The 25,269-nt window shown below is 45.7% G+C and carries 15 protein-coding genes; 10 read left to right on the top strand and 5 right to left on the bottom strand.

Annotated elements, in window-relative coordinates:
* Window positions 1-312: 312 nt before the first annotated feature.
* Window positions 313-3,102, bottom strand: coding sequence for a hybrid sensor histidine kinase/response regulator transcription factor (locus QEP08_RS15480; protein ID WP_285059380.1), 2,790 nt, complete (start codon window positions 3,100-3,102; stop codon window positions 313-315).
* Window positions 3,103-3,356: 254 nt separating this feature from the next.
* On the opposite strand from QEP08_RS15480, the gene QEP08_RS15485 reads away from it, so the two are divergent.
* The 5 genes from QEP08_RS15485 to QEP08_RS15505 are packed head-to-tail and all read left to right on the top strand — an operon-like array spanning window position 3,357 to window position 12,195.
* Complete coding sequence (locus tag QEP08_RS15485) at window positions 3,357-4,721, top strand: sugar porter family MFS transporter (RefSeq protein WP_285059381.1); 1,365 nt, start codon at window positions 3,357-3,359, stop codon at window positions 4,719-4,721.
* A gap of 14 nt (window positions 4,722-4,735) precedes the next feature.
* Complete coding sequence (locus QEP08_RS15490; protein WP_285059383.1) at window positions 4,736-5,665, top strand: carbohydrate kinase family protein; 930 nt, start codon at window positions 4,736-4,738, stop codon at window positions 5,663-5,665.
* 11 nt (window positions 5,666-5,676) lie between these two features.
* Window positions 5,677-8,757, top strand: a complete 3,081-nt coding sequence (locus tag QEP08_RS15495; protein WP_285059384.1) for a SusC/RagA family TonB-linked outer membrane protein — start codon at window positions 5,677-5,679, stop codon at window positions 8,755-8,757.
* A 21-nt stretch (window positions 8,758-8,778) separates the two neighbouring features.
* Window positions 8,779-10,497, top strand: a complete 1,719-nt coding sequence (locus QEP08_RS15500; protein ID WP_285059385.1) for a RagB/SusD family nutrient uptake outer membrane protein — start codon at window positions 8,779-8,781, stop codon at window positions 10,495-10,497.
* A gap of 42 nt (window positions 10,498-10,539) precedes the next feature.
* Window positions 10,540-12,195 carry a glycoside hydrolase family 32 protein gene (locus QEP08_RS15505; RefSeq protein WP_285059387.1) on the top strand — a complete coding sequence of 552 codons (1,656 nt, stop codon included), beginning with the start codon at window positions 10,540-10,542 and terminating at the stop codon, window positions 12,193-12,195.
* 74 nt (window positions 12,196-12,269) lie between these two features.
* Here the strand turns inward: QEP08_RS15505 and QEP08_RS15510 are convergent, their stop codons facing one another.
* On the bottom strand, window positions 12,270-14,825 hold the full coding sequence (locus QEP08_RS15510) for an adenosylcobalamin-dependent ribonucleoside-diphosphate reductase (protein ID WP_285059389.1): 2,556 nt from the start codon (window positions 14,823-14,825) through the stop codon (window positions 12,270-12,272).
* A gap of 223 nt (window positions 14,826-15,048) precedes the next feature.
* Between QEP08_RS15510 and hemW the strand changes: the two genes are divergently transcribed.
* The 3 genes from hemW to QEP08_RS15525 are packed head-to-tail and all read left to right on the top strand — an operon-like array spanning window position 15,049 to window position 18,358.
* On the top strand, window positions 15,049-16,188 hold the full coding sequence (hemW, locus tag QEP08_RS15515; RefSeq protein ID WP_285059390.1) for a radical SAM family heme chaperone HemW: 1,140 nt from the start codon (window positions 15,049-15,051) through the stop codon (window positions 16,186-16,188).
* A 12-nt stretch (window positions 16,189-16,200) separates the two neighbouring features.
* Window positions 16,201-16,989: an SDR family oxidoreductase gene (locus tag QEP08_RS15520; RefSeq protein WP_285059392.1), complete on the top strand. Its 789-nt coding sequence runs from the start codon at window positions 16,201-16,203 to the stop codon at window positions 16,987-16,989.
* Between the two features lie 58 nt (window positions 16,990-17,047).
* The gene (locus QEP08_RS15525; RefSeq protein WP_285059394.1) at window positions 17,048-18,358 is read left to right on the top strand and encodes a DUF3472 domain-containing protein; all 1,311 of its coding nucleotides are present in this window, start codon (window positions 17,048-17,050) and stop codon (window positions 18,356-18,358) included.
* Here QEP08_RS15525 and QEP08_RS15530 read toward each other — a convergent pair.
* Together QEP08_RS15530 and QEP08_RS15535 are read right to left on the bottom strand one after the other, a co-directional pair.
* Entirely contained in the window at window positions 18,345-19,613 is a 1,269-nt protein-coding gene (locus QEP08_RS15530) for a DUF1501 domain-containing protein (protein WP_285059395.1), read from the bottom strand. The genes QEP08_RS15525 and QEP08_RS15530 overlap by 14 nt on opposite strands.
* Before the next feature lie 17 nt (window positions 19,614-19,630).
* Window positions 19,631-21,595 (bottom strand): DUF1800 domain-containing protein, encoded by a 1,965-nt coding sequence (locus QEP08_RS15535; protein ID WP_285059397.1) that lies wholly within the window; start codon window positions 21,593-21,595, stop codon window positions 19,631-19,633.
* 205 nt (window positions 21,596-21,800) lie between these two features.
* Here QEP08_RS15535 and QEP08_RS15540 point away from each other — a divergent pair, with 205 nt between their 5' ends.
* Window positions 21,801-22,937 carry a glycoside hydrolase family 76 protein gene (locus tag QEP08_RS15540; RefSeq protein ID WP_285059399.1) on the top strand — a complete coding sequence of 379 codons (1,137 nt, stop codon included), beginning with the start codon at window positions 21,801-21,803 and terminating at the stop codon, window positions 22,935-22,937.
* Between the two features lie 51 nt (window positions 22,938-22,988).
* Entirely contained in the window at window positions 22,989-24,125 is a 1,137-nt protein-coding gene (locus QEP08_RS15545; protein WP_285059400.1) for an aldose epimerase family protein, read from the top strand.
* A gap of 26 nt (window positions 24,126-24,151) precedes the next feature.
* Here QEP08_RS15545 and QEP08_RS15550 read toward each other — a convergent pair whose 3' ends face one another.
* Entirely contained in the window at window positions 24,152-25,174 is a 1,023-nt protein-coding gene (locus QEP08_RS15550) for a LacI family DNA-binding transcriptional regulator (protein WP_285059402.1), read from the bottom strand.
* Window positions 25,175-25,269 lie beyond the last annotated feature (95 nt).

Here is a 25,269-nt window from a genome sequence, read left to right on the forward strand (position 1 = left end):
CCAGTCCGCTCACCAAAGGCCATTACTAAGACAACACTTAAATTATGGTCTTCCTACAGGACTGATTTTAGTGATTTTGATAGGATAACCAGTTAATATAGTATAAGATCAAGAATTAAGACACTCTTGGAATACGGTTGGAATACCCTTGGAATACCATATGGGGTAATTCAAGGGTATTCCAAGGGTAGCCAAACGGTAAGGCAAGGGTAAGTTAATTCAGGTATTTACATGTATTTTATCAATAAATATATTGTTGTTATTAATAACCAGTCCGATCCGTTATATGAGAAGAGCCGTTACAGCAATACCTTACCTGCCACCTTTCTTAAATTCAGTAGGCGACATGCCATACTTCGCCTTAAAAACCGTTGAAAAATAAGTAGGTGACGATATCCCCACCATGTAGCTGATTTCAGAAATGGTATAATCCTCATTGGTCAAAAAATATTTCGCCTTTTTGAGCCTTCTGTTCAGGATATAATCGGTTACGCTGCAATTGAGCAGGGCCTTGACCTTGCGGTACAGCTGTACCCTGGAAATCCCGATAGATCTGCTGATCTCGTCGACACTAAAATTCTCGTTGCTGAGGTTGTGTTCCACTATCCCGGCAAAATCGTTAAGAAATTTTTTGTCGATCACATTTGAGACCTGTTTTTTACTCCCGGAAGGTGAAATGTCACTGATATAATGCTCTTTCAGCATTACCCGGTTCCTGATCAGGTTTTCTACATTGGCCTGTAAATATTCAAAGTTAAAAGGCTTGGTCATGTAAATATCGGCCATACTGTGTATGCCTTTGATCTGCTGCTCCATACTACCCTGGGCGGTCAGTAAGATCACCGGGATGTGCGAGGTACGAATATCAGTTTTCAGCTGGTTAGTCAGGTCTTTTCCGGAAATGCCCGGAATGATGACATCTGAGATGATCAGGTCAGGAATCTTTTCATAAGCTGCAGACAACCCGGCTATACCGTTATTCGCGGTAAAGATCTCGTAACCTGGTTCAAATTTCCTGCACAGGTAATCGAGCAGTTCCTGGTTGTCTTCGATGATCAGAATGGATTGTTCTTTGATGAGGTTTAATGAATCATCCGGGGCAGGCAGGCCTGCTTTGTCCTGGTCAAAAGTATAAATCTTCATTTCATCATAGAGCTTCGCCTCCTGCTTTTCCTGTACTATTTTTTCATCTGCTGAAAGGTGTTCCTCTCCAAGCGGCAGACTGATGGTAAAAGTAGTACCCTCCCATTTTCTGCTGGTAACAGAAATCACGCCCTTGTGCAGCAATATCAGTTCTTTGGAGAGCGACAGGCCGAGCCCGGAACCACGGCTATAACTGGTGTCTGACTGATAAAACTGTTCAAAGATCTGCTTCAGTTCTTCTTCGTTCATACCGACCCCGCTGTCCGCTACTTCTATAATTGCTGACGATTCGTCTTTGCTGACAGTTACATAGATCCGGCCGTTGTCACTGGTAAACTTTAAGGCATTGCTGAGCAGGTTAAAGATCACTTTATCGAGCATATTGACATCAAACCAGACCAGCTTCGGGTCTTCTTTGATGATAACCCTGAGATCTATGTTCCGTTTCCGGGCATTGTGCTGAAAGCTCTCTATAATGTCTCTGACAAAATCAATCAGGTTGCCGGCAGTGGCATGAAGCCTTAATTTTTTGTTTTCGATCTTGCGGTAGTCCATCAGCTGGTTCACCAGTCTTAATAAGCGGTATACGTTCTTATGGATGAGCGTCAGTTCACGCCCGGCGGAGGCAGTCAGTTTTTCGTTTTTTTGCAGGTCTTCCAATGGAGACAGGATCAGGGTGAGCGGGGTCCTGAACTCATGCGAGATATTGGTAAAGAAGTTGAGTTTAGCTTCAGTAGCCTCTTCCGCCTTCTCCGACATCTCGATCAGCTGGTTCCTTTGCCTCAGGATCTCTTCATTCTTCTGTTCAAGGCTTCTGTTGATCTTTCTGTTCTCCAGCAATGCATGAAATGCCAGTCCGGCAAATACCACCGTGAGCACCAATGTAATGACGATGAAGTTCAGTACAAGGCGCTGGTTGTTGTATACTTTAAACTGGTCGGCAAGTAAGGTCTGCTGACGTTCAATGTCATTTTGCTGACTGCTGATCCTTGCCCATTGCAGTTTCATCAGCTGGACGGTACTGCTGTCGATCACGACGGTCTGCAGGATGTTTTCTTTAGAAAACGGTTCTTTATTAAGTATGCTCATGGCAATGCTGATCGCTTCTTTGCCACCTGTCGGGTAAAGTACGCTTGCAGTGAGTGTTTTGTTGCCAACAAGGTTTAACCCTCCACCGTTTCCCGGCAGGGCATCCACACCGATCACCTTGATGTTATTGTCCATTTTCAGACTTCTGAGTACTTTCCTCGCACTTGCTGCCATGACATCATTGTGGGCAAATACGGCAGTGACATCCCGGAGTTTATCCTGGTTTTTTAACAGTTGTGCCTCCGTGTTCCTGCCCAGCCAGTCACCGTACAGCTGGGCGGTCAGCTTTACTCCGGGATGTTTTTTTAACACATCGGTAAAGCCCCTGTCGCGCTCGATGGCAGGCGAAGAACCCGGCAGGCCCATGATCTCCAGAACATTGCCTTGCCCTTTTATGATACTTACCAGGTACTCCCCCGCGATCTTACCCACCTGGTAATTTTCAGCGCCCACGTAAGCAGTATATAAAGAAGAAGAGGTCTTGCGGTCTATGACCACTACAGGAATGCCTTTGTTATAAGTTTCCTCAACTATTCCGGTAAGCGGCATGGCTTCGTTAGGCGAGATGATGAGCAGGTCTATTCCTTGCTCAATCATCTCCTTCACCTGTTCAATCTGTTTCCTGCTGTCGTTATTGGCGTCTGTGTATAGCAGCTCGCTTTCCGGATGAAGTGAAAGTTCCATTTTCATCTCGTCAAGCATGGTTCTGCGCCAAAGATCAGAGCCAACACATTGCGAAAAACCAATTTTAAACTTACGACTCTCTTTATTGCCTGAACAACCCTGCAAAAAAAAGAACAGCCCAAATAACAGCACTGGAAACAGGGCAACCTGGTGTTTTAAAATTCTTTTAAGATCCCTATGATCCATCCTTATTAAGTAAAAATATTTGGTCCTGACCGTTAAAGCTATCAATTATCTGCTTCATATTAAAATGACTCCGGCCCTGGCCCGGGCGCTGATGTAACCACAGTTAAAGGATCATGTAACATCAGCTAAGATCAGTGTGAAACAGAGATTCAAAACAATATTAATTGTCTAATAACCAACCATTTAATAAATGTCTGATTTTTTAAAGATTTTGAAATAATACCTATAACAGTACCCTTCAATTTAAGCCTACTTTGCCATCCTTAACCATTTATAAATCTAACATGAAGAAAAACTCCGTACTCGCATGGTCGGTCGTTGTCGCATTAGGCGGCTTTCTGTTCGGCTTTGATACCGCAGTTATATCAGGTGCCGAAAAAGCAATTCAGCAATACTGGAATCTGTCTGTCTTTGAGCATGGGCTTACCATTTCCATCGCTCTGATCGGTACAGTGATCGGCTCGCTGCTCGGCTCAAAACCCTCAGACAAATTTGGCAGAAAGAACACCCTATATTTTGTAGCGGTTGCTTACCTGCTCTCTTCTCTTGGCACTGCCCTTGCAGATAACTGGACAGTTTTTCTGCTGTTCAGATTCCTCGGCGGTCTGGGCGTGGGCGCATCGTCGGTCACCGCTCCCATTTATATCTCAGAGATCTCTCCTGCAGACCGGCGGGGCCGTCTGGTTGGGTTGTTCCAGTTCAATGTCGTTCTGGGCATCCTCATCTCTTACCTCTCCAATTACCTGATCAGCCAGGGCGGCGAAATGTCCTGGCGATGGATGCTGGGCGTGCAGGCGGTACCTTCGCTGATCTTTCTGGTCCTGATCACTTATATTCCGGAAAGCCCCCGCTGGCTGATCCTGAAAAAAGGGGCTACAGAAAAAGCACTGGAGATTTTAAGGATCATCAACCCGCTAAACTGCGAAGAAGAACTCGCCAGCATCAAAGGTTCAGAAGGAAAGTTGGGTTCAGCTCAAAAGAATAACGAGAATCTTTTTTCGGGCCAGTATACCAAACCCGTGGTCTTTGCGATGCTGTTTGCTTTTTTTAACCAGGTATCAGGGATCAATGCAATCATTTACTACGCGCCGAGGATCTTTGAAATGGCCGGATTGGGTGCACATTCTTCTTTACTGTCTACCGTTGGCATCGGGCTGATCAATTTTGCCTTCACTTTACTGGCATTGAATTTTATCGACAAGGTGGGCCGCAGGGTACTGATGCTGATCGGATCAATAGGGCTCATCGCCTCACTATTTCTGGTGGCCTTTACTTTTTATGCCGGGAGTTTCAGCGGCATGGCCATCCCAATATACATTATGGTTTTCATCGCCTTTTTTGCTTTTTCTCAGGGTGCAGTAATCTGGGTGTTTATCTCAGAAATATTCCCCAACCAGGTCAGGGCCAAAGGACAGACGCTGGGCAGTTCGACACACTGGGTCATGGCTGCGCTGATCGCCTTTTGCTTTCCCTACCTGGCTGAGACCTTTGGCGGCGCGGTGACCTTCACTTTTTTTGGTACCATGATGGTGCTCCAACTGCTCTTTGTCTGGAGGTTCATGCCCGAGACCAAAGGGAAATCACTCGAGAGTATTGAAAACAACATTGTATTACACTAAAAACCCTGAGCGCTATGAACAATATTGAGCATCGGGTATCAGGTATTAAACCAACAGCCATTTGTTATGGCGAGATCCTCTGGGATGTATTGCCTGATGGGCCTCAGCCGGGTGGTGCGCCGCTAAATGTCGCGTATCACCTCAATAAAATGGGTATGGACACTGGTCTGATCAGCAGGATCGGCAATGACCGGAACGGACAAAAACTGACGGACCTGATGGACTTTTGGGGCATCAGTAAGGCTTTGCTCCAAACTGACGAGCAGTATGATACCAGTCAGGTGCTGGCCCGGATGAACAATGGCAATGAGGTGACCTATGAGATTGTATACCCTGTCGCCTGGGATTTCATTGCTGAAAATACCGCATTGAAAGAAAAGGTAAGGGACACGAAATACTTCGTTTTTGGAAGCCTCGCATCAAGGAACGAGGTGTCCAGGGATACACTTTTTGGCTTACTCGAAGATACACCTGCCCTGAAAGTTTTTGACATCAACCTGAGGCCGCCTTTCATCAGCAGGTCTTTGCTGGAAGTGCTGCTGAAACAAGCCGACATCGTGAAGTTCAATGAAGCAGAACTGAGCGTGGTGCAGGTGATGTTTAAAGGATCCTACGAAGGGGAGACCAATAAGGTCAGGTTCATTCAGGATAAATTCAGTATTCCCGAGGTCATTGTCACCAAAGGTGAGTTTGGTGCTTCCTATTATCGCCACGATAAAGCCTATCATACCTGGGGCAATGAGGTTAAAGTAAAAGACACTATAGGCAGCGGAGATTCTTTTCTGGCTGCTTTTATAGCCAGTCATTATCACGGCGACCAACCACCTGATATACTGAAAAAAGCGATAGCCATGGGCGGGTTCATCGCCACAAAAAAGGGCGGTTGTCCGCAGTACGATCTTACAGAGTACTTCGATTTCAAAAACCAAATATTTAAACCATAACGTAAATTATCATGAGAAAAATTTTCTTGTTATTTTGCTTGCTGCTGATGGCGGCAAGCGAGAGCTTTGGCCAGGCCAGGGTCATCAGCGGCAAGGTTACAGACAATGAATCTGTGCCTCTGGAAGCCGTGACCGTAGTGGTCCAGGGCACACAGCGGTCTGTACTGACCGATCAGAACGGCAATTTTAAGATCAGTGCAGAAAACGGGCAGGTCTTAAAATTCGGCTATATAGGGGCAGATCCTTACAGCTACACCGTTACTTCAGATTCCCAGGACATTGCCGTCAAGCTCAATGTGGCTACGACCAGCCTAAACCAGGTCGTTGTCACGGGTTATCAAAAGGAACGTAAAAAAGACATTACGGGAGCGGTAAGCGTGGTTGATGTCAAAAGCATCAAAGACATTCCTGTGGGAAACCCCCTCAAAGCACTACAGGGACGTGTTCCTGGTGTATTCATCACAACCGATGGCTCACCTTCTGGTGGTGCAACAGTAAGGATCAGAGGTATTGGTACTTTAGGGGACAATGACGTGCTTTATGTGATTGACGGGGTACCTACCAAAAGAGGGCTGCAGGAGTTGAATCCCAACGACATAGAGTCGATCCAGGTACTAAAAGATGCTTCTTCGGCAACGATCTACGGATCGCGGGCGGCAGCGGGGGTAATTATTGTGACGACCAAAAAGGGAAAAGCAGGCTTGGCGAAAGTAGATGTAAATGCCTCTGCTTCGATACAAAATTATGCAAGCAAACTAAATACGCTGGACGCAGATGGCAGAGGCAGGGCCTACTGGCAGGCGGCTGTAAACGATAAGCAGGACCCGAACCTGCACCAGATCTATCAGTTTGACTGGAATAAAGATTTCAACAATCCTTCCCTGAGCAACATCATTTATCCTGAGTTCATTGATGCGGCAAAGACCATGAGACCTGCAAATACCTACTGGTATGACCTGATCTCGCAAAATTCGCTGATCCAGTCGTATGACGTAGCGGTAAGCAATGGCACCGATAAAGGAAGCTCCCTTTTCTCTCTGGGTTATTATCAGAACAAAGGAATCGTCAAATCGTCTAAAAACGATAAGCTGACCGCCAGATTGAATTCGGATTACAACCTGTTAAATTCAAAACTGAAAATCGGGGAAAACCTGACTGCCAGCTACATTAAAAATGCATTGACTCCTGTTAGTGACATCCTGTTTACTTCACTGGTGCAGCAGCCAGTAGTTCCCGTGTATACGGTAGATGGCGGCTGGGGAGGACCAGCTTCCGGTATGACCGACAGGCAAAACCCCCTGCGGCTGATTGAGGACAACCGGCAAAATTACAGCAATTTCTATCGCCTTTTAGGAAATGTATTTGCGGAGTACAACATCATTCCGGGCCTGAATTTGCGAACAAGCGTGGGACTGGATTACAACGGCACTTATCAGCGGGTATTGCGCAAGTCTTATACTTCCGGATTTTTGTCAGACAAGACCAATCAGGTGAGCAATACTCAGAACTACAGCGGCAACATTGTATGGCAGAATACACTAAACTATAAATTCACCGAAAAGAAACACCAGGTAGAGGTATTGGTTGGTCACGAGCAGATCAGGAACGTGATCCAGGGATTTTCCGCCAGCAGACAGGGGCTTGCGCTGGAAAATATTGACTATGCTTATCTGGATGCCGGCAGTTCCAACACCTTAAACTCGGGCAGCGGAACGGGAAATTCATTGCTCTCGTTTTTTGGCAAGGCAAACTATGTATTTAACGACCGGTACATCGCATCGTTGACACTGCGCAGGGACGGATCTTCAAGATTCGGACAAAACAATAAATACGGAACATTCCCGGCGTTTTCAGCCGGATGGCGGATCAGCCAGGAAGAGTTCATGAAAAAAATTCCTTTTATTTCTGACCTGAAGCTCCGCTACGGCTGGGGAAGATCGGGAAATCAGGAAATTCCGGACAATGCCAACAAATTTCTGTACAGGGCAATCTATGGGATAGATCCGACCTGGGAATTTGATTCCGGAAGTGCGTATGAAATTGGTGGTACGGGTTCCGGGCAGCTGCCATCAGGCTTTACATTGCTGCAAAGGGGTAATGATAATTTGAAATGGGAATCGCTTGAAGAACATAACATTGGTCTGGACTTCGGCCTGCTCGACAATAAGCTGACCGGTTCATTTGACTATTTCATCAAGGAAACCTCAGACATTCTGATCAATCCGGCTTACCTGGCGGTATTGGGCGAAGGCGGGAGTTTCTGGATGAATGGGGCAACTTTGAAAAATAAGGGTTTCGATGCCCTGCTCTCTTATGACACCAAATTGTCGGCTGACTTTTCCATGAACCTGACAGGAAACTTCTCCATGTACCGCAATAAGGTCGTCGACCTTCCGGAAGAGGTGCTGACCTCCTATCCCGGAAACGGAACAGACAAGAACATCCTGGGCAGGCCCGTAAATTCTTTTTTCGGCTTTGTGACTGACGGGCTGTTCCAAAGCCAGCAGGAGGTGGATGCCCATGCTGCACAACCGGGCAAAGGCATTGGGCGCATCAGGTATAAGGATCTGGATGCCAACGGAGTGATCAACGATCGTGACAGGGATTATATCGGTGACGGTGGTCCTAAGTTTACCGCCGGATTAAATGCTTCCTTTACCTACAGGAACTTTGACCTGAGCTTCTTCATTCAGGCAATTCAGGTAAAAGTGGTCAATGACTTTAAAACTTATACCGACTTCTCTTCTTTGTGGACAGGTACAAACTGGGGCAGCAGGACACTGGATGCATGGACTCCTTCTAATGCTTCTTCCACTATTCCTGCGCTGACCCTTGTGGACAACAACAATGAAGGCCGCTTCTCGACCTACTTTATCGAAAACGGATCGTATGTGAAACTTAGAAACCTGCAGATTGGCTACAATTTGAAGAACCTTTTTAAATCTAAGGTCCAGAATGCCCGCATTTTTGTACAGGGCAGCAATTTACTGACCATCAAGAGCAAATCGTTCACAGGTCCGGATCCTGAGATTCCAAATTACGGATTTCCGGTTCCTGTAATTGGCACAATTGGCCTAAACCTCACCTTATAGAACCAAATAAAATAAAAAGATATGAAACGATTATTATATATACTGGCAATAGTCCTTGTGGGCTTTGGCAGCTGCAAAAAGGCATTGGACGAGCCTGCGCAGGGCATAATTTCAGGGGATGACCTGAACACGCCTGAGAATCTGGACAAACTGGTCATCGCTGCGTATTCGTCGCTGGGTAATGACCATTATACCTCACCCTACTCCAGTATGTGGCCATACGGAAGTGTACGTGGAGGCGACACGTATAAAGGTGGTGACGGGCCAGGTGACCTGTCCGAATTTCATTTGTTTGAGACCTTTACCGGAAACCGGGTGGACAATGGCCTGATCGATCAGTTGTGGTTCAGGCTGTATGTCGGCGTCGGCCGTGCCAACGAGGCCCTGAGAAGAATCAATACAATAGCCGGGGCAGATTATCCTAAAAAAGCCGAAAGACAAGCTGAGCTCAAATTCCTGAGGGGACATTTTTATTTCCTGCTCAAGATCCTCTTTAAATACGTGCCTTACCTGGATGAGAACCTGCCAAAAGAGGAATACCCGACGGTCTCTAACCGGGCATTGACCAATGAAGAGCTGTGGAACAGGATCACTTCAGACTTTAAGGCTGCGGCAGATGCACTTCCTCCCACCCAGACGGATGCCGGGAGACCAAACAAATACGTCGCCAAGGCTTATCTTGCCAAAGCATTGCTCTACCAGGCTTATGTACAGGACGAAAACAATGCCGTAACATCGATCGACGCCCCAATGCTGAACGACGTGGTTAAACTATGTGACGAGGTGATCACCTCAGGCAAATATGGCCTGAGCGATGATTTTGCGGACAACTTTTTATCAGCTGCAGAGAATGGTCCGGAGTCTGTTTTTGCGATACAATATTCAAAGGATGACGGTACGCCGATGGGCAGGCTGGACTTTGGTCATGCGCTAAATTACCCAATGAACCAGGACTACGGCTGCTGCGGATTTAATGTACCCAGCCATGACCTGATCAACTCATTTAAAACCGATGCCAGCGGACTACCAATGTTTGACACTTACAACAATGTAGATGTGGCCGCTTCTCTTGACTTCAAAACGGGCACTTTTGACCCGAGGCTTGACCACACTGTGGCAAAGCCGGGTGCGCCTTTTAAGTACAAAACGGATTTTATATTTGAGCGCTTTTGGGCGCGTGCGCCTGCTGTGTATGGTGCATTTGCAAGCCTTAAGGAGGTAGTTACACCAAATGACGCTGCATTCAAAAAAATTCCGCCATTTATGTCAAGTTCAAAAAACTGGCAGATCATCCGTTATGCGGACGTCTTGCTCTGGAAGGCTGAGGCGCTGATAGAACTGGGCAGACATCTGGAAGCGTATCCCCTGATTAACGAAGTAAGAGACCGCTCATCTAAAAGCAAAGCACTGCTCGTTATGGCAAACGGTACTCCGACCTCCAATTATAACGTGCAGCAATACCAGCCAGGTGTAAATTGCAACTGGACTCAGGATTACGCACGCAGGGCCTTGAGATACGAAAGAAGGATAGAATTTGCGACTGAAGGTTATCATTTCTTTGATCTGGTGAGGTGGGGTGTTGCAGCACAGACTATGAATGCGTACTTTAATACTGAAAAAACCAGGGCGACACATTTGTCAACAGCTAAATTCACATCCGCAAGAGATGAATATTTTCCGATTCCACTGAATCAGGTTAACTTTAGCAAAGGTTTATACCAGCAGAACAAGGGCTGGTAATTGATGATAGGAAACAGGACATACACACAACCTAAAATATAAATGATGAAATCAATCTTAAAAGTGACACTTACTTCTGCCATGATCTTATGTTGCAGCATATCCTCATTTGCAGCCGACATTACCATTAAGATCACAAAGCAGTACCTCAACTTCCCGATATCACAAAAGACAGACCGCAAGATCATGAAATTTGAAATGGGCGGCAAGGAAGTGCGCGAGTTCAAAATCAGGCTTGCTTCAGGGGAACCTGAATACTGGGTATTCTCGGACATGACAGCCTACAGGGGCAAGACCATAAAAATCAGCTATGATGGTGATGCCGCAGGACTGAGCAAAATCTACCAGGATGATAAAATAGCGGGACAGGATTCTTTGTACCAGGAAAAAAATCGCCCTCAGTTCCATTTTACAACAAAAAGGGGCTGGATAAATGACCCCAACGGTCTGGTATTTTATGAAGGCGAATACCACCTTTTCTACCAGCACAATCCATATGAAAGGGAATGGGAAAACATGTCCTGGGGACATGCGGTAAGCAAAGACCTGGTGCATTGGGAGGAACTTCCTGTAGCTCTGCACCCGGATAAAGTCGGCACCATGTTTTCCGGTTCGGCCGTGATCGATTACGACAATACTTCAGGCTTCGGAAAACCCGGAAAGCCTGCTATGGTGGCGCTGTATACGGCAGACAATCCGGACAGGGAGGTCCAGTGCGTGGCTTATAGCCTGGACAAAGGACGTACCTTCACCAAGTACAATGATGGCAAGCCGGTGATTGACTCCAAAGAAAAATGGAACAGCAGGGACACCAGGGATCCGAGGGTATTCTGGTACAAGCCCGGTAAGCACTGGGTAATGGCGCTGAATGAACGCGACGGCCATTCTATCTATACCTCCGCAAACTTAAAAGAATGGAAGTACGAAAGCCATACCAGCGGATTCTGGGAATGCCCTGACCTGTTTGAATTGGCCGTAGACGGAGACCAGAACAACAAAAAATGGGTGATGTACGGTGCTTCGAATACGTATATGATCGGCTCTTTTGATGGCAAAACTTTTAAACCGGAAAGCGGGAAGCATTACTTTTCGTCCGGGTCTATCTATGCCGCACAGACCTACAACAATATTCCGGAATCAGACGGGCGCAGGATACAGATCGGCTGGGGGCGGGTACCGCAGCAGGGAATGGCTTTCAACAACATGATGCTATTGCCTACAGAACTGACGCTGAAGAAGACAAAAGATGGCATCAGGTTATACAGTCTGCCGGTAAAAGAGGTCTCTCAATTGTTTACACCCGCGCAAAAATGGACCGATCTTAAATCGGATGATGCCAATGAAAAGCTGAAAGAATTTTACAATGCCGACCGTTTACGCATTAAAACAACCATTAAGCTGTCACATGCCACTGAGGCCGGCTTCAACCTGTTTGGTCAGCGTCTGGTCGGTTATGACCTGAATTTTAATATGCTGAATGGAATGTTTTATTCCCCTCAGGACCCGACCAGCATGGAACTGACTGCCGATATCTATGTAGACAGAACCTCTGTTGAAGTATTTATAGACGGCGGGGCCTATTCCTATTCTATGGAACGGAAACCTGACCTCAATAATAAAGAAGGTTTTCACTTCTGGGGCAACAACATCGAAGTTAAAAATCTGGAGGTATTTACGGCAAAATCTATCTGGAAATAACTCAGAGAGATTTCATGATCACCCGATATTAAAAAGGAGATACGATTTAACGTATCTCCTTTTTAATTTTACTTCTATCCGCACTTGGAAGAACCGCAGTCCTTACAGGTCAGACAGCCCTCCTGATAATGTAAGTTTGTAGAGTTGCAATTTTGGCATTGCTGCTTTTTTGCCTCTGTACCATCTGGCACATATCTTTTCAGGGCACGCGCAACACCATTTTTCCAGGTATTGATCGCTTCGTCCAGTTGCAGACTGTTGATCAGGTCGACAACTTTTTCTATCGGCATGCCATGTCTTAAGGTACTGGATATCAGTTTGGCATAATTCCAGTACTCGGGGTTAAATTTATAGGACAGTCCCTCGATTGTGGTTTTATGACCACGCTTATTTTTATATTGGAAGTCATACCGCGAACCGCCGTCGGCATCTCTGTTTTTAATGATCAACCCCTCATTTACCCATCTTGGAATCAGGATGCCATCTTCGTCATCCGCAAGTCCGGTGAAGATCTCATAAGGCTTGCCGTCTATTAATCCGATAAATGCAATCCATTTATCCTTGCTGTTTTGGAAACGAACTACGTCAGCCTCGAGTACTGCCGGCCTTGTAGTCGGGAAAATGAGCCCGGCTGATTCTTCCCCGGCCTCTGGTTCTTCTTCTTTGTTTGCAATGAGCACACCAGATCTCGAACCGTCCCTGTAAACGGTCACCCCTTTACACCCCGATTTCCAGGCTTCCATATAAAGCTGACCTACCACTTCCTCAGTCACATCAGCAGGCATATTGATCGTTACGCTAATGGAATGGTCTATCCACTTCTGGATATCCCCCTGCATTTTTACTTTTTTGAGATAATCAACATCATTAGAAGTAGCTTTATAGTAAGGCGACAGGGCTACGAGTTCGTCCAGTTCTTTTTGTGTATAATTTTTCGTTAAGTCCTTTCCGTTCACTTCCATCCACTGCCTGAAGCGGTGATGAAAGACCACATATTCTTCCCAGGAATCACCAACCTCGTCTACGAAGTCCACGCGTACATCTTTATCATTCGGATTGACCTTCCTTCTTCTCTTATAAACAGGCATAAATACCGGTTCAATTCCAGAACTTGTCTGAGACATTAAACTGGTTGTTCCCGTAGGAGCTATCGTTAGCAAGGCTATGTTCCGTCTGCCATGTTCCAGCATTTCATAATATAGCTTTGCATCCGCTTCTTTTAAGCGCAGGATGAAAGGGTTGTTCTTTTCGCGTTCGGCATCAAAAATACCAAATGCACCTCTTTCTTTTGCTGTGTTGACAGAAGCCCTGTAAGCTTCAATAGCAATGGTCTTATGGATTTTTATGGCAAATTCCGAGCCTTCGTCACTACCGTAGCGCAGGCCCATGGCGGCCAGCATATCACCTTCAGCAGTGATGCCGATCCCCGTTCTTCTTCCTTCGTTTGCCTTGGTCTGGATGTTTAGCCAGAGGTTTTTTTCTGTACGTTTCAATTCTTCATCTTCCGGGTCATCGGCTATTTTTTGCAGGATGGCATCGATCTTCTCCAGCTCCAGATCGATGATATCATCCATAATCCGCTGTGCGGCATGGATGTGCGTTTTAAAGAGGTCCCAGTTGAAAGACGCCTTTGCAGTAAAAGGCAGATCCACATAAGAGAAAAGATTAATTGCCAGCAGACGGCATGAATCGTAAGAACAAAGCGGTATTTCGCCACATGGGTTTGTAGACACCGTCTTATAACCCAGGTCTGCGTAGCAGTCAGGTACTGACTCGCGGATTATCGTATCCCAAAACAGAATTCCCGGTTCAGCGGACCGCCAGGCGTTGTGTACAATTTTTTGCCATAGCGCTGCAGGGTCGATCTCCTTTTTATAAAGCGGATCTGCACTGTCTACCGGGTATTGCTGCTGGTATGTATTGCCGGACTGTACGGCTTGCATAAATGCATCGTCTATCCGTACAGAAACATTGGCGCCGGTTACCTTACCCTGCTCCATTTTCGCATCAATAAAATCCTCTGAATCGGGATGTTTGATGGCGACAGAAAGCATCAGTGCCCCCCTCCTTCCGTCTTGCGCTACTTCCCGTGTCGAATTGGAAAACCTTTCCATAAAGGGTACGATCCCTGTAGAAGTGAGCGCTGAGTTTTTAACAGGGGAACCCTTAGGACGGATGTGGGACAGGTCGTGGCCTACTCCACCACGCCTTTTCATCAGCTGCACCTGTTCCTGATCTATTTTCATGATCCCGCCATATGAATCAGAATCGCCTTCGTTTCCAATAACAAAGCAATTGGAAAGCGAAGCAATCTGATAGGGATTACCGATGCCTGTCATCGGACTTCCTTGTGGAATGATATATTTAAAATCTTTGATCAGTTCGAAAATTTCATTTTCTGATAATGGATTAGGGTATTTCTGCTCAATCCTGGCGATCTCTCCGGCTATCCTCCGGTGCATGTCATCGGGGTCCTTTTCGAATATACTCCCATAGGAATCCTTGAGTGCATATTTATTGACCCAAACCCTTGCCGCCAGGTCATCCCCTTTAAAATAAATCAGTGACTCCTTAAATGCCTCATCAGCAGTGTAAGTCACTTGTTTTTTAGATTGGTTTGCAATTTCCATGTTTATAAAAAATGAATTAACTAATAATCCAAATCTAACAAACAGCAAACTTTAAACAGTCATAATTGAATAAAGTTTACAAGAAAAATTTGTAATATACTGTATATCAAAATATTGAATTTTTTCCACAATTAAAATGTTTACAAATTTTGGTGGCAATATCCAGACCCGGCCAATAAACTGTCGACCTTGATACCAGAGTTAACTTCATTACCTTTGCAGCATGTCAGGGATTTATATACACATACCGTTTTGCAAAAAAGCCTGCACTTACTGTGATTTCCATTTCAGTACTTCTTTAAAGTACGCTGATGATATGGTTGATGCGATCTGCACAGAGATCGTTCATAAAAAGAACAGGATAACTGACCAGGTAGGGACTATTTATTTTGGCGGTGGCACGCCCTCGGTATTGCCTTTTAAGAGCTTTGAAAAGATCTTTGACACCATCACCCGGAATTTCTCAGTGGCTTCAGATGCCGAGATTACCATCGAAGCCAACCCGGATGACCTGGATGCAAAAAAGATCAGCGAACTGAGGCACCTGCCTGTAAACAGGTTCAGCATTGGGATCCAGTCCTTTTTCGAAGAAGACCTGCGCTGGATGAACCGGGCACACAGTGCTGCAGAAGCTGAATCCTGCATCAAGCGCAGTCAGGATGCAGGCTTTGAAAACCTGAGCATTGACCTGATCTACGGCTATCCGCTGCTGACTGACGGCAAATGGCTCAGCAATATCAACAAGGCAATAGCATTTGAAACCCCGCACATCTCTGCGTATTCTCTTACGGTTGAACCCAGAACGGCTTTGGCCAGTTCGATAAAAAAGGGAAAGCAAATCCCCTTGAACGAGGAACAAAGTGCGGCCCAATTTATCACGTTGACAGAGAAATTAAAAGAAGGCGGTTTCGAGCATTACGAAATTTCTAACTTCAGCAAGCCCGGCAAATATGCGGTTCATAATACCAATTACTGGCGTGGTGTTCCTTACCTGGGTATAGGTCCTTCTGCCCATGGCTTTGACGGACAGACCCGATATCTCAATATCGCCAATAATGCGGAGTACCTTAGTAAGCTTCAGCAGGGATCACTGGCAGAGACCATCGAAGAACTGAGTATCTACGACAGGTTTAACGAATATATCATGACTTCATTGCGGACTATGTGGGGCTGCAGCCTGGATAAGATCGAAGCTGATTTTGGCATACCGTTCCTTGCGGACACGCTTAAAAACATAAAGATCTTTATAGAAAGGAACTGGCTGATCAATGAAGCTAACCGGCTGACCTTAACTCTGGACGGCAAGTTATTTGCTGACTATATTGCGTCTGAGTTATTTCTAACTGAAGCCGATCATCAATAAAACGTATACATTATGAACAATAAGGTAATCTGGATTACAGGAGCATCGTCGGGCATTGGGGAGGCACTGGTCTATGCCTATAACAAGACCGGGGCTAAACTGATCATCTCCTCCCGCAACCGGGATGAGCTCTACAGGGTAAAAGGAGCATGCAAGAATCCTGTGGGCATACACGTGCTCCTCCTCGACCTTGAAAATACCGCAGCGCTGCCGGATAAGGCTGAAGAAGCGATCCGCATATTTGGGCACATTGACATGCTGATCAACAGCGGCGGAATGAGCCAGCGCAGCCTGGCTATGGAAACCGGACTGGAAACGGAACAGAAGCTGATGAACATCAATTTTTGGGGAACGGTAGTGCTGAGTAAGGCGGTGATCGCTAAGATGATCAAAACTGGCGGAGGGCATGTCGTCTGCATCAGCAGTCTGGCGGGCAAGTTTGGCACCCGTTTAAGATCAGCTTACTCGGCTTCAAAACATGCTTTGCATGGCTATTTTGACTCTTTGCGTTCCGAAGTTTACGACAAGAACATCAACATCACCCTGATCTGCCCGGGCTTCATTAAAACCAATGTTTCTATAAATGCGCTGACCGGAGACGGCAGTCCGCAGGGTACAATGGACAGCGCCCAGGACAACGGTATGCCAGCCGGTGAATGCGCCAGGCACATCGTCGACGCCATCAAACAAAAAAGGGAAGAGGTCTATTTTGGAGGTAAAGAAGTGAAAGGCGTTTGGCTTAAACGGTTCTTTCCGCTGTGGTTCTCAAAATACATGCGTACGGCAAAAGTTACAAGGTAAATTTTATGAGTTAATTACATTTTTCCTATATTCATTTGACCAAACGTCAAACACACAAATGAATACGACAAAGACAACCTCGCTTCTGCTTGGGCTTTTGTTCATGCACGGAATTATCTGCCATGCAAAGAACAGCCCTCGTATAGAGCCGACAACCATCACTGTTCCTATAGGGGGAAACGGATGGTTAAGTAAAAATTCAAAAGCGCAGATCAGACCCGAAGGACTGGTCAACTGGCGTGATCAGACCGACATCATTTCTATTTATTTCCGTGCGGAAACTGCCGGAGAAATTGAAGTGGCGCTAAGGATCAGTGTGCCGGAAGGAAAAAGCAGGATCAGCCTGAACGCTGAAGGAACTTCTTTGACCAAAGAAGTAAGTAACCTGGGTGCGGCTATAGTCGCCATTGGAAACGTCAGCATCAAACAACCCGGTTATGTGAAGGTAGAACTCAAAGGCATCTCCAGGACGGGGGATGTATTTGCTGAAGTTTCTGACCTGATTGTGAAAGGGGATGCAGTTGCCAATGCCGCTTATGTCAAAAACAATGAGGGAAATTTTTTCTACTGGGGGCACCGGGGACCATCTGTACACCTCAATTACCAGGTACCAGATGCGGCCGGGCCGAAAATAGAATGGCTTTATACCGAGATCATCGTTCCCGAAGGGGAAGACAAGACCGGTACCTATTACATGGCCAACGGCTTTAGCAGCGGCTATTTTGGGATGCAGGTAAATTCTGCGGCTGAACGAAGAATATTGTTTTCCATTTGGAGCCCTTTTAATACAGATGATCCAAAATCCATTCCCGACAGCATGAAGATCGTTCTGTTGAAAAAGGGAAAAACTACAAAAACCGGTGAATTTGGAAATGAAGGCTCAGGCGGACAAAGCTATATAGTTTATCCCTGGAAAACAGGCAAGACTTATGCTTTTTTAACCCGGGCACAACCAAACGATGCGAAGAAAACTACGACGTACACCTCGTATTTTAAAGATGTTGAAAAAGGAATCTGGCAACTGGTGGCCAGTTTTGAACGGCCGCAGTCGGCGATCTACCTAAAGGGGCTGCATTCTTTCCTGGAAAATTTCGATCCCGGCACCGGTGACCAGCCGCGTATGGCAAATTATAAAAACCAATGGGTGGCCAATGCTGATGGTAACTGGCATGAAATAACCGTTGCTGCTTTTTCAGCCGACAATACCGCCCGGAAAAATTACAGGAAGGATTATGCCGGCGGGACGGCCAAAGATTCTTTTTTTCTAAAGAACTGTGGCTTTTTCAACAATTTCACACCCATTAAAACACCCTTACAAAGACAATCGTCCGGACAGCATCCTGAAATAGATTTCGCTAAACTGCCATAACACCGATTGTTTTACCATTCCAGTCAGGAAACAGCACCTTGTCATTGTGAATGCCAAGGTGCTTGTCTGCAACCTCGCTAAAGACACTCCTGAAATCGGTTGTAACAGCAAGGTCCCTGCCGTCCTCCAGGTTCTCTATGGAAAGCGGGTTTACAAGACCGTGTACCTTTCCTCCGCTAACCCCGTTCCCCAATATAAAATTGCAGGAGCCGCGGCCATGATCGGTTCCGCCTGTACCATTCTGTTTTACCGTACGTCCGAACTCTGTCATGGTCATCACAGTAACGTCGTCCTGCAGTGTGCCCATGTCTGCCCAGAAAGCCATAATGCTTTCGCTAAGGTCATTCACATTGCGTGCGAAAATTCCAGTTTCAGTACCCTGGTTAAAATGCGTATCCCATCCGCCGGACTCTGCAAAAGCAACTTCCATACCTACATCCATTTTAATCAGCTGGGCAATCTGTTTTAAAGAATTGCCCAATGAAGTGTTAGGATATACTGCATTGTTTGCGGGCTTATAATTCCTGACATCCGTTTTTTGAAGCATCTTGATCGCCTCAAAGCTCTCTTTACCGGTTTCTTTAAGAAATCCTGAGGAAGTCTGGTCATACAGGTCCTCAAAACTTTTTGCGGCCATGTTGGCTCCCTTCAGGTTTCCTCTCATCTGTATGTTAAAATCCTGCAGGTTGCTGATCGCCACAGCCGGATTATCACCATAAAAAGATCTCGGCAGGGAAGAAGTCAGGCTGACTCCCTGAAAAGGCGTCGCACCATCATGCCCCAGCAATCCAACCGCCCGGTTTAGCCAGCCACTTTCTGTACCTTTTTTAAATGGAGTGCCTGATTCCATAAAGTCCTGGGCATCGAAATGAGAACGGGTATTATTGGGCGATCCAATACCGTGAACGATGGCCATTCTTTTATCTCTGAACACTTGTTCAAATGTGGCCATAGCTGGGTGCAGACCAAAGCGCCCGTCCAGATCAATGAGGGGCTTATTTTTACCGCTACTGGCGGCAGACATAAATAAGGTTGGTCTTGCTGCTTTCAGATACGGGTCGGTGAAGGGCGTTACGGCCATCAATCCGTCCATAGCTCCGCGCTGGAAGATACAGACCATGATTTTTTTTCTTTTAAACAAGCCCGGCGGTTTCGTTCCCGCCACTGCGTCGATCAAAAATCCGGGCACTCCACCCAGCCCGATTCCAAATAAGGCCAGGCCTCCTGATTTTATAAATCCTCTTCTTGAAGTCATGATGGTCTGCTTTAAATTTATTTACGCTGAAATTCCGGTGAGCCTATGATTACACCCACCACCTGGGCCAGCATATCCTTATCGCTGTTCTTTTTGACCGCATCTTTCTTTTTTACATCTGTCATCAATTCTGTATCCTCATTCATCATTGTGGCTACAGGTTGCTGAACAGGTGCTTTTTCTGCCGCCTTTTCTACTTTACTGCCCAGTTCAGGGTCATTGAGCATGGGCTTCAAACGTTTGACGGTTTCTTCCAGATTACGTTCCGGCATGATCATTTTGCTGTAGGTCAGCAATGCTGCTTCAGCACTTTCTGGTTCATGGCTGGCATTTAAGGCTTTTAAATTGATCTTTACCCCAGGTATACGCTGTGACGCCAGCGCAAGTCCGAAATTCATCCGGTTTAATAATGACCCAGTATTGATCCAGTATTGTCCGCGGTCCGGGAATCCGGTAGGCGCCTGATAATAATACATTTTCTGTCCCATCTTGTTGATCCAGGTAAATAGCTGGTAGGGTTGTGTGATCTCGGCATCCAAACCGCGCACTGCACTAATAGCCAGTTCAAAAGGGGATTTGGTCTTCTCCCTTAAAGCAGCTTTGCTCCAGAATTCCGGAGAAGAGACCATCGTGATCATAACCTGCCTGATATCCCCTTCTGTTTTACTGAATGTTCTGGCCATCGCATCAACAAGTTTTGGAGACGGATTGTCATTTACAAACCTGGTGGCCAGTTTTCTTGAGATAAACTTTGCCGTTGAGGGATGGTGCGCAAGCATGGTCAAAAGCTCCACACCTTCCTGATACCCGCCACCGGCAGGAAATTTTTTGCCCAGCACGGTTTTCTCTCCGTTATCGTGACGTGTGGGCACAAACAGGAAATCTCCTTCTCTTACAAAACCACGTTTCTGCAGATTATCTGCACCTATTTTTTCTACAATTTTTTTCATGCCTGCGCCGTACCCCCCGTCGTCTCCCATTGGAGCAAGGGTCCATCCGGTAAGCACCCTTGCAGCCTGGGTCACATCATTTTGAGTATAGCCACCCTCAACACCTAATGTATGCAGCTCCATTACTTCACGGGCGTAATTCTCATTGAGACCGATCTTCTTCTTATTTGCCTGTAATTTTTTGACCTTGTTGAGCATACCAGAATCCAGCTGACGCAGCTTTCTATTTTTTAGTCTTCTTTGAAATGACTTCTCCTGCATTGTCTGCATGCCCATTTCCTCAGCTTTCATGCCCATACTTGCTGATGTTCCTGAACTGCTAAAATTATCCAGGTAAACCAACATCGCTGGCGATTTGGCTGTAGACAGTAACAAGTTGCTAAACTTTCCGGTCACATTCGGCCTGATCACATCACGCTCGAAGGCCGGGACGAATGATGCACATTGATTCTTAGTCAGGGAAACATTAAAATGATTAAACCAAAAATCAGTCAGCAGTTCATGCAGTTGATTGTTACTATAAGCGGCCCTGAGTATTTTCTGGCTGATGAACTGGCGATAAAGTTCTTGCTGCGGTTTTAATCCCTTGGTCTGCATGTAATTCTGAAGTTGCTTCCGGTACTCTTTCCTGTCACCTTTATTTACTGAATCTTTATGGATTGAGCCATCTCTGATCGCCATTCTAAGAACTTTTGCGGATCTCGGATATTTGTCTTCAACTTCAACATTGCTCAGGTTGATGTCTTCAAATTTGCTGAGCAATTCGTTTAGCTGTTCGTCCTTTATACTGCCATTGAGTTGCTGTTCAAACCATTTCCCTAAACCCATTTTAACAACTTCATCGACATCGCCGTTTTTTGCTCCATAAGTAAACCTGCTTAATAAGTGGGCAGCTGCCTGACGTTCACTAAGGCCTGCCTGTTTATAAGGAAAATCAAACTTAGCTGAACGTTTATTTCGAAAAGATGAAAACAGGATTGCTGCAATAAACAGGAACACGAACGAACATATAACTTTTAGTGAGGTCTTCATGGCATTTCAATGTTTTATATGTCTATGACAACTGAAACGCCAAAAAGATTAATCAAATATTGTTTTCTGTTTATTTATTCCTGAAGCCGGTTCAAGTGCCACACTGTAAAGACCTTCTTACACAAAATTCTTAAACGATGTGCTGATCTGCTGCCGAAAGTTTATAAGTTAGCATCGGATTAGCAAGTACCTAAATTTTTAAATTATGACCACCAATAAGAAAGCTTTGCTTTTTGTTCTGTTTTTTACGGCTTATTCTACTTTTCTTTCTGCGCAAAAGAAAAACAAACCAGGGAATGGCTTTTACAAAAATGAGTTGCAATCACTGCAGGCTGTTATTCAGAAGAATTTCTATGATAAATCGTCAGGTTATTATTTCGTTGTTGTAGACTCAGCGCAAAGGGAAACCAAAAATGGTTACCTGCGTGCCTACACTTATCTGTGGTCGTTGTGCGCGCTATATCAGGCGGCAAATGAGATCGAAAAACTCGATCCAAAAGCTAAACTTATGGAACCGCTCATTAAAAATATGGCCGATTATTATGACCCCGCACTGCCGAGAGGAGGTTATACCGACTATATTATGAAACTGAAACCGGGGCAGCGGTATTATGACGATAACCAGTGGATCGGCATTACGGCATTAGATGCCTACGCCAGGACCAAACAGAAATCTGACCTCGCTAAAGGCAAGGAAATGTACGACTTTATGATGTCTGGATATGATCAGGTCCTGGGTGGCGGTATATACTGGGTAGAAGGCAACAACAGTTCCAAAAATACATGTTCTAACGGGCCAGGAGTATTGGTGGCACTGCAAATGTATCAGGCCACTAAAAACAGGATGTACCTGGATACTGCATTGAAGATCTTCAACTGGACAAATGCCAAACTGCAGACCCCAACAGGATTATTTTATGACAACATCAGAACAAAAGACGGAAGTTTGGGCAAGGCTACGTTTTCTTACAATACAGGAACCATGCTGGAATCAAATGTTTATTTGTATGAGATCACCGGTGATAAAAAATACCTGGACGCAGCCAATGTGATGGCTGAGCGTTCGCTGTCCTACTTTTATGGGGAGGGTAAATTCAGGGATGGGTATTGGTTCAACGCGGTATTGCTCAGAGGTTATCAGCATTTGCTCAAGCACAATAAGGACACCAGGTACATCATGGGCTTTAAAAAAGCTTTGGATTATGCTTTAAAGAATGAAAAGAATGAGCAGGGCCTGTTTAATGCCAAAAAAGGAGTTCAAAATTTAGTAGAACATGGAGGAATGCTGGAAATCCTTGCCCGTTTTGCCTGGCTTGAAAGCCGCTATGACCTAAGTAATTAACCTGCGTAAAGATAGGAAAACATTTGGTGCTTTCTTTTAAACAAATCGCTGATGAACAGCATAAACAGGAGTACTTTTTTATTGACCGCTGCACTTTTACTGGTCAGCTTTGCCAGTCCGGCATTCGTTAAACCGGGCATCACTAAAAGGCTGTTTGGCGAAACCGCCGGGCAGCAGGTTTATGAATATATCCTAACCAATACGAAGGGGATGCAGGTCAAATTGATCACCTATGGCGCCAGCATTACCGACATCATCACCCCGGACAGGGAAGGTCATATGGGCAGCGTCGTCTTTGGGTTTGATTCGCTAAGCGGTTATACCGGCCGGCAAAATGCGCTGATGGGCGCCGCGGTGGGCCGTGTAGCTAACCGGATTGCAGGCGGCAGATTTACCCTCGAAGGGAAAGAATACAAGTTAAGCTCCAACATTCACGGAGGAAGCCATGGATTCGATAAAAAAATCTGGAAGGCGGAAGAGCTCGGCAGTGTAAATGAGATTGCGCTTAGAATGAGTTACTTCAGCAAAGACGGAGAAGGAGGTTATCCAGGCAACCTGAAAGTGGACATCACCTATACCCTTACCAGCAAGAATGAGCTGAAGATTGACTACCGGGCAACAACTGACCGGACAACGCATGTCAATTTAACCAACCACAGTTACTTCAACCTATCTGGCGGTATGGCTGCAACCGTTGCAGATACAGAAATGAATATCCTTGCCGATCAATATCTGGAGGCCGATAGAAACATTATTCCTACCGGAAAGATACTCGGTGTAAAAAGGACACCTCTTGATTTTACAACACCACAACCAATAGGCAGACGGATCGCAGATGACCACCCCGCACTAAAGACGGGCAATGGCTATGATCTGACGTATGTATTGCGCAACCAGGGCGGAAAGTTAAAATTGGCCGCTACAGCCTATGAGCCGTACAGCGGAAGGGTGTTAGAAGCCTACACCACTGAACCGGGACTGGTATTTTATACCGGCAACCACCTGAACCCGGGTGTGACCGGCAGGGGACAAAAACCTTCCGTCAAATATGCGGCATTTTGTCTGGAGACTCAGCATTACCCGGATTCTCCCAATCAACCGGCATTTCCTGGTACAATTTTAAAGCCCGGAGAAATCTATAAATCACAGACGATCTTTAGATTTTCTGTAAAGAATAGAAAACCATAAGATACAAAATCCCATTTAAAAGGAGATCAGTCTTTTGAATTTCCACGCCAGTGGAGCTCTCCGTCGAGTAACCTGGTTTCAAATTCATAGACCGGGTATTTGCTTTCTATTAGTTTAATGAGCATTTGTGCGGCAATCTGACCCATCTCAAAAGCACTTTGCCGTATAAATGAAATGCGCGGGGACAAAAGATCGATGACGTCGGAATTTGAGAATCCGATAATCGTCAGAGTTTTGGCACGATCAGGATTGTTGTTTAAGATGCGCATGGTCACCGTGCTGAGGCGGTCGCTGGCAATGAGCAGTGCATCGGCCTCAATGGCCCCCGATAAAAAATGGTTCAAGGCTTCTTCTATCTCGAGTTGGTTCCTACCGCCTTCATGGCAATATTTTACCAGGCGCTCGTCAAATTCAATGTGATGTGCGGCCAGTGCGGAAAGGTATCCCTGCAGCCGTTCCACAGTTATGGAAAGCTGCGGCGCATTGGCCAGGTGACCGATCTTTTTAAATCCCTTTTCGATCAAAAGTGCTGTGGCTTCAAAAGCCGATTTAAAATTGTCCGTAGTTACCTTAAAAGTTTGTATCTCATCAATAATCCTGTCAAAAAAAACGATTGGAAGCCCCCTTTCGTGCAATTGGACGATATGTTTATAGTCGGTTGTATGAGAAGACATGGAGATCAGTATTCCGTCTACTGAACGGTTTGCCAGATGACCGACATTGATCACCTCGCGCTCATAAGAGTCATGGCTCTGCGTAATGATCACATGATAACCTGCTTCGTAGGCTATAGATTCTATGCCATTGATGGTCTGCGAGAAAAAACTATTGGCAACATCCGCTACCAGTACTCCTATGGAATTGCTCCTCCGGTTTCTTAAGCTTACCGCAATAGGATTGGAATGGTAATTTATTTTTTGTGCGTATTCAAGAACCCTCTTTTTTGTTTTGGCGCTTATCTCATGACTATTTCGCAAAGCCCTGGAGACAGTCGAAGGAGAAACAGCCAGTGCCTCGGCAATTTGCTTTATGGTTGCAGCTTGAAACATAAACAAGTATAATAAAAAATCGTCTGCCAATACGTTTCCGGCAACGATTGCGTAATTTTAATTAGAGATATTCTTTTTTTGTCGCTCAGGAGTAA

The sequence above is a fragment of the Pedobacter ginsengisoli genome, from assembly GCF_030244015.1.
GTDB lineage: Bacteria > Bacteroidota > Bacteroidia > Sphingobacteriales > Sphingobacteriaceae > Pedobacter > Pedobacter ginsengisoli.